The 224-nt window shown below is 70.1% G+C and carries 1 protein-coding gene; it reads left to right on the top strand.

What is annotated here, in order from left to right; all coding sequences use genetic code 11:
* The coding region (locus AC6CH2_RS22570; protein WP_498271173.1) for a hypothetical protein at positions 1–224 on the top strand (224 nt) is incomplete at both ends.

Raw genomic sequence — 224 nt, 5'->3', positions numbered from 1 at the left:
CGGGTGCCACCTGCGTGCTGACCGGCACCTACGTGGTGACCGCGGCCGACGTGACCGCGGGCAACGTGGTGAATACTGCGACCTCGACCAGCCCGGCCTGCCCGGCGGGCAGCACCGATCCGGCCTGCACCACCACGGTGACCACGCCGGTGACGGCGCTGAGCCAGACCCTGGCCAAGGCAATGACGGGTAATGCAGACGAAGACGGTTCGGGCACGGTGAGC

It is taken from the genome of Lysobacter sp. GQ73 (assembly GCF_059758755.1).
The sequence above is the reverse complement of the archived record's forward strand: the minus strand, read 5'-3'. Positions and strand labels throughout refer to the sequence as shown.